General features: G+C 61.9%; 4 protein-coding genes and 1 pseudogene. 4 read left to right on the top strand and 1 reads right to left on the bottom strand.

All coding sequences use genetic code 11. The features are described from left to right. From DD1DGNOD_RS27095 to DD1DGNOD_RS15085, 4 genes and pseudogenes are all read left to right on the top strand, one after another. Window positions 1-485, top strand: a pseudogene (locus DD1DGNOD_RS27095) (hypothetical protein); the annotation flags it as partial. A gap of 161 nt (window positions 486-646) precedes the next feature. Then, window positions 647-1234 carry a hypothetical protein gene (locus DD1DGNOD_RS15095; RefSeq protein WP_131767015.1) on the top strand — a complete coding sequence of 196 codons (588 nt, stop codon included), beginning with the start codon at window positions 647-649 and terminating at the stop codon, window positions 1232-1234. A 2-nt stretch (window positions 1235-1236) separates the two neighbouring features. Next, window positions 1237-2568 carry a hypothetical protein gene (locus tag DD1DGNOD_RS15090; RefSeq protein ID WP_131767014.1) on the top strand — a complete coding sequence of 444 codons (1332 nt, stop codon included), beginning with the start codon at window positions 1237-1239 and terminating at the stop codon, window positions 2566-2568. Between the two features lie 367 nt (window positions 2569-2935). Next, window positions 2936-4522 carry an ATP-dependent nuclease gene (locus DD1DGNOD_RS15085; RefSeq protein WP_131767013.1) on the top strand — a complete coding sequence of 529 codons (1587 nt, stop codon included), beginning with the start codon at window positions 2936-2938 and terminating at the stop codon, window positions 4520-4522. A gap of 175 nt (window positions 4523-4697) precedes the next feature. On the opposite strand, the gene DD1DGNOD_RS15080 is transcribed toward DD1DGNOD_RS15085, so the two are convergent. Continuing rightward, window positions 4698-6312 (bottom strand): heavy metal translocating P-type ATPase (locus DD1DGNOD_RS15080; protein ID WP_131770418.1); only part of this gene is annotated, 1615 nt, incomplete at its 5' end.

Genomic DNA, 6312 nt, shown 5'->3' with positions numbered 1-6312 from the left:
CCCGCAGCGCCACGGCCACGACTACCGCCGGTTTCGCCTGGGCCTGCGGCGCCGTCGGGCAGACCGTCATCCCGATACCGGTGGTTGGTGCGCTCGTGGGAGGCCTTGTCGGCCAGGTTGTCGGCACATTGGTCGTCCAGGGGCTGCAGGTCGCGATCGTGGCGGCCCGGGCCGACGGCGTCGACGAGCCCCAGATCCGGGTCCTGGAGCGTGAGCTCATGACAAGCGCCGCCACCGCCGCGTTGCTTCGCGACGCGGCCGAGGCGCTGGGACGCGAGCGCAACGCCTATGTCGCCGAGATCGTGCTGCCACAGATCGGGCGGGTGCAGGCCACCCTGGCAACCGCCGATCCGGCGCGGGCGCTGGGCGAACTCGCCGAGGTGACACGGGCTTTCGGCGGCCAGCCGATCTTCACGACGATGGATGAGTTCGACCGATGGATAGCGGATCGCGACGCGGTGCTCAGCCTCGACCCGAACTGGTGATCTCTTTTGCTGGTACACCGTCAACCATTGGTGTGCACTTCGACGGTTGGTGTTTCCGAAGACTGGTGTGCGTTGGAAGGGGAGGCGGCCTACCTCAAATGGTGCCCTCCGGAGGTAGTTGCAGAAACTCGATTGAGCACCACCGTCGACTCGTGCAGTCTGTGCTGACCATGACCACCCACGAGGAGCGCCTCCGTCAGAAGCTCGCGCCGGAGACCGTCGGTACGACCCTGATCCGGGCCGGGTGCTTCCTGTCAGCGTATGAACTGATCAAATCGGAGATCGTTGACAAAGTCCGTGGTTTCTTCTGGTGTGGATTCAAGGATCTCTACGACGAGGAGCACTACCAGCGCGACGTCTTGAGCCGCAACCCGAAGAGTCGGTACCGCGCGTCCTGCGGGTGGCTGGTCGAGATGGATGCGCTGACGTCCGGGCAGGTGAAACAACTCGAAGCGATCCACCAGCACCGTCAGGAGATTGCCCACGAGTTGCCGAAGCTGCTCATCGATCCTGACTTCGAGGTCAAGACCGACCTGCTGGTTGCTGCGCTGGGGTGCCTCCGTTCCCTCGGGATCTTCTGGGGTTCCATCGATGTCGATACCGACCCCGACTTTGACGGCGTCGATGTCGATTACAACGAGATCAAGTCGGGATCATTTTTGCTTATGGAGTATTTGGTAGCGCTGTGTGGTATCGATGCTGTGCAGGCCGGGGCTGCTGGTCAGACGGAAGAAGAAAGGGTCCAGTGAATATGTTATCAGACAACTTCGCCGATCCAAACCTCCTCACTTTGAGTCCGTCGAGCGCCGATGAAGTGCTCTACCACGGCAAAGCAGTTGAACAGGAGACCGGGCTGGAGTGTGAGCTTGAGGTCATTGCCCGGTGGATGCCGAAGCAGGACATCCGGTGGCGGGCCGAGTTTGGAGTGGATCTGCCTGAGGTCATCGCTGGTGGCGACGGGAAACTCGCCTTCACTCTCCAGTCGGTAGATGGCTATCAGGGCTTCGTGATCGAGAAAGCGCACGTGACAAGCTGGGCCAACAAGGGAGTTTCAGGTTGGCTAGACGGCGGCCGGATGGTCGGATTGACGGAGGAGCCTGTCGAATCCGTGCAGTTCCGCTGGGTCAACCTGCCAGACATAGGCGGCGGTGAACCATTGGCGACGCAAGACGATTCGGGCCGCCGCTGGTACGGGCGCCAGCGGTGGCACCTCGGCGATTGGGAAATGACGGTCGACCCGAGGCCGGGCCTCCCCGAGGTGCTCGCCAAGCTTAAGGACAGCTACAGCTACGCAGTAACCCATTTGGCAACGCTTAACCGTGTTGACCACCAGTCTTTCACCGCTACTGAAGTTCAGCCGATTCTCTACGCATACCAGCTGGCGATCTCGTTCGCGCTCGGCCGATATACATCGCCAACCCTGGCGGTCGCCACTAACAACTCGGGTAACGTGCTATGGCGCGAGTGGTCGGCTCGTCGAGCCGATCCGATTGGCGGAGTTACCCCCTGGTGGCACATCACGGCCTCGTCCCTCGATGAAGTCACTCGTCTCGTTGGCAGGCGCTTTCTTGACAGTCAATGGGGCCGGAACGCAACCCACATTCTGCAAGGCTACATCGCATCGACGCATGGCGGGTTCGTCGAGCAGCGGATCACCGTTGGCTTCGCGACGATCGAGCAACTGTGCTGGCAGCGGAAGGTGCTTGAGGGAAACGAGGACGAGAAGAAGTACGATCGCGGTTTGGGCGCAGCTGACCGTCTGAGAGGCGTACTGGTCGATGCGTCCGTTCCGCTTTCGGTTCCGAGTCACCTGCCAGTACTGCAGCAGTTCGCGCAAGAAGGGGGCAACAACGGTGCCTATGATGGCCCTGCTGCCGTAGCAGCCGTACGCCATCGGCTCATGCATCCGAAGAACGCTGAAGATCTCTACGACCGACCCGGCCTGCTGGTGGAAGCCTGGCGCCTTCTTGGTCATTACCTTGAGCTGCTCATACTTCATTGGGTTGGCTACACAGGGAAACTGCATGATACGTCAGAGATTCCAGTGTGGTCTGGCGATGTGCGTCAGGTACCGTGGACATAGCCGGGATTCATTTGTCGCCCTATGAAAAGCCTTTTGGGGGAGTGGCAGTGACAGCTGATCACAGGAAATTCCTTAAATTTTGTCGATCTGATGGTCGCTTAAAATTGAACAGTCTTGTAATTCATTCCATCGTAGATCATAATGATGATAAGCATCAAACCGCAAATATTCAAACAGGCTCGGCTGCTACCGCGTTGATCGTTGGTTGTGTGTAACCGTCTGGGCAGGGCAACGGTGTTGGCTAAGTTACTCTTGAGTAGTTGTGGATATTGGGCAAGGCTTGTGCGTTGAGTAGGTCGTCCGGCAGTATAGCGAAGCGTACCGTGATCTCACGGGGAATACTTGCTGCGAGCCATAAGCAGGATATATGAGAATCAGACGTCTCGAGATCAACAATTATAGGGGCATCAAGTCCGCGATCTGGATGCCGACCGCCGACCTGGTGTGCCTCATCGGCCCCGGCGACAGCACCAAAACGACGCTTCTCGACGCCATCAGTCTTGCTCTGACGCCTAGGTTCTCGATAGAGCTCACCGATGTTGATTTTCATAACTGCGACTTGAGCGAGCCGATCAAAATTGAGGTAGTCGTCTCCGACGTACCTGAGAAACTACTTTCGTTCGACAAACTTGGTGGCTTTGTCTGTGGCGTAAACGCCGACGGCGAAGTTCTCCCAGACCCGGAAGAATCAAGCGAAAAGGCTCTAGCGATCCGATTCACAGCGGATCAAAGCCTTGAGCCTATATGGGAAGTCCACAAGCCGTTTTCTGATCTTGAGCCGAAGCGTCTTTCGGCGGCTAACCGTGCAGTGTTCGGCTTGTTTCGAGTCGACGAGCGCGTGGACGCACATATGCGATGGACACGTGGCTCGGCTTTGTCGACGCTGACCGGAGGAACAAGTCAAGCGGAGTCCGCGTCGACGACTGCTATGCGCGCGGCAAGAGAAGCTGTGTTCGGGCTTGACGACCCGCAGTTGATTGAGGCTGCGTCGTTGGTGGGAAGTCGGGCGCTCAAGTTCGGCGCGAGCAATTACGAGAATCTTCGTCCAGGTATTGATCCGGTCAGCATGTCGAGCGGCCATGCACTCACGCTGCATGAGGATAAAATCCCGCTCACTCGCCAAGGTCTTGGTACCCGTCGGCTGACAAGCCTAGCTATACAGGATGCGAGAGTAGACGGCGCATCGATCATCCTGATCGATGAAATAGAACTTGGGCTTGAGCCGCATCGTCTCCATCGCCTTGTTCGGCTGTTGCACGACAGAGTTAAGGTAGGCGGTGCTCAGGTTATAATGACGACGCATTCGCCGCTCGTGGTTGAGCAGCTCGACGTTTCCAGTTTGGCGTTGGTTCGTAATGCCGGAGGTATAACCTCTATTAAAGCTGTCCCTAGCACTCTCGATGGACTCGACTCAGGCGCGATGCAAAAAATGGTCCGATCGGGGCCGTCCGCAATGCTTGCTTCACGAGTTATTGTCGTTGAAGGCGCAACCGAGATGGGCCTGCTGCGTGCATTCTGCGAGGCATGGGATGCCGAGTGTGACCAAAAGGGGCGGGAGCCCCTGGCCGTCATAGGTACGGCCGTTCGCAACGGAGGCAGTGACAAGGAGGCTCTGAAGAGAGGTGAGTGCCTGGCGTTGCTTGGTTTCGACATCATGATCGTAGTAGATCATGATAACATTCTTGAGAAAGAAGAGAAGAAAGCAGCGGAGGCCGGAGCCGAAGTTGTACGCTGGGAAACAGGGAACCACCTCGAAGCACAGATAGCAGCAGATATCCCAGCTGACCAACTTTACAGGTTGATTGACCTTGTTGCCGAGTTGACATCCGAAGAATCAGTGCTGGCTTCGATTGCTGCCCGGTTGCCATCTCGCCCCGGCAGGCTATCCTCTACCGACCCGAGGGAATGGCCTGGCCGGCTGGTACCCCTCCGACGGCGTCGGCACCGGCCCTAGCGTTCACCGTTCCCGGCGGCGGCGACCCGGCCCGCCGTGCCCGCTGGGGGTTTTGCGCCGACCGCAACCAACCTACCCCACCATCGCGACCGTCTCGGCTTCCATCGCCCGCTCCCAGCCGGTCCCGATCTGCCATAGCATCCGGAACCTTGTCTACGAGTTCGGGCCGACAGCCTCAGCTGGTCTTCTTTTCGGCGTCTCGGCGGGATCGGGGTATGGGCGCTGTCGTGGCGGGCGGGATGTCGACCTGTGCGGTGAACCGACGTAGCCGCAGGCTGTTGGCGACGACGAACACCGAGCTGAATGCCATGGATGCGCCGGCGATCATCGGGTTGAGCAGACCTGCCGCGGCCAGGGGTAGTGCCGCGAGGTTGTAGGCGAACGCCCAGAACAGGTTTCCTTTGATGGTTGCCAGGGTGCGGCGGGAGAGCCGGATTGCGTCGACCGCGGCCCGTAGGTCGCCGCGTACCAGGGTGAGGTCGCTGGCTTCGATCGCGACGTCGGTGCCGGTGCCCATGGCGAGGCCCAGGTCGGCCTGTGCGAGGGCGGGGGCGTCGTTGACGCCGTCGCCGACCATCGCGACGACCTTGCCCTCGGCTTGCAGGCGTTTGACCACGTCGACCTTGTCGGCTGGCAGCACTTCCGCGACGAGGGTGTCAGGGCTGACTTCGATGCCTATCTCTGTCGCGACCGTGCGGGCGACGGTCGTGTTGTCGCCGGTGAGCAGCACGGGGGTGAGTCCCAGCTGGCGGAGCTGGGTGACGGCTTGTGCTGAGGTGGGTTTCACGACGTCCGCGACGACGAGGACGGCGCGGGCCTTCCCGTCCCAGGCGACGCAGACGGCGGTCCGGGCGGCCGCCTCGGCGGTGGCCTTGGCTGTGGCGAGGTCGGGCGGCAGGGGTTGGCTCCACTCTTCCAGGAGTGCTGCGCGCCCGACGAGGACGGCGTGCCCGTCGACGACGCCCTGGACGCCGAGTCCTTCGACGTTGCTGAACTGCTCGACGTCGGGCAGGTCGCCGACGCGGTCGCGGGCGCCGCGTGCGACCGCGGCGGCGATCGGGTGTTCGGAGGCGTTCTCCAACGCTCCGGCCAGCCGTAGCATCTCGGTCTCGTCGACGCCGGCGGCGACGTGGATCTCGACCAGACTCATCCGTCCCGTGGTGACGGTGCCGGTCTTGTCGAGCACGATCGTGTCGACGCGGCGGGTGGATTCGAGCACTTCGGGGCCCTTGATGAGGATGCCGAGCTGCGCTCCCCGGCCCGTGCCGACCAGCAGCGCCGTCGGCGTGGCCAGCCCGAGCGCGCACGGGCAGGCGATGATGAGGACGGCGACCGCGGCGGTGAACGCGGCGGCCGGGCCGGCTCCCGCCCCGAGCCAGAAGGCCAGGGTGGCGGCGGCCAGGGCGATGACGACCGGCACGAACACACCGGAGATCCGGTCGGCGAGCCGCTGCGCGGCGGCCTTGCCGTTCTGGGCGTCCTCGACGAGTTTCGCCATCTGGGCCAGCTGTGTGTCGGCGCCGACCCGGGTGGCGCGCACGACTAGTCGCCCGCCGGCGTTCACCGTGGCTCCGGTGACGGCGTCGCCCGGTGCCACCTCGACGGGGACGGACTCGCCGGTCAGCATCGAGGCGTCGACGGCGGACGAGCCTTCTTCGACCGTGCCGTCGGTGGCGATCCGTTCGCCGGGCCGGACGACGAACCGCTCTTCGACGGCCAGCTGGCCGATCGGGATTCGGACCTCGGCGCCGTCCCGCAGGACCGCGACGTCCTTGGCGCCGAGTTCGAGC

It is taken from the genome of Candidatus Protofrankia californiensis (assembly GCF_900634765.1).
Lineage (GTDB): Bacteria > Actinomycetota > Actinomycetes > Frankiales > Frankiaceae > Protofrankia > Protofrankia californiensis.
This window is presented reverse-complemented; position numbering and strand designations above follow the sequence as displayed.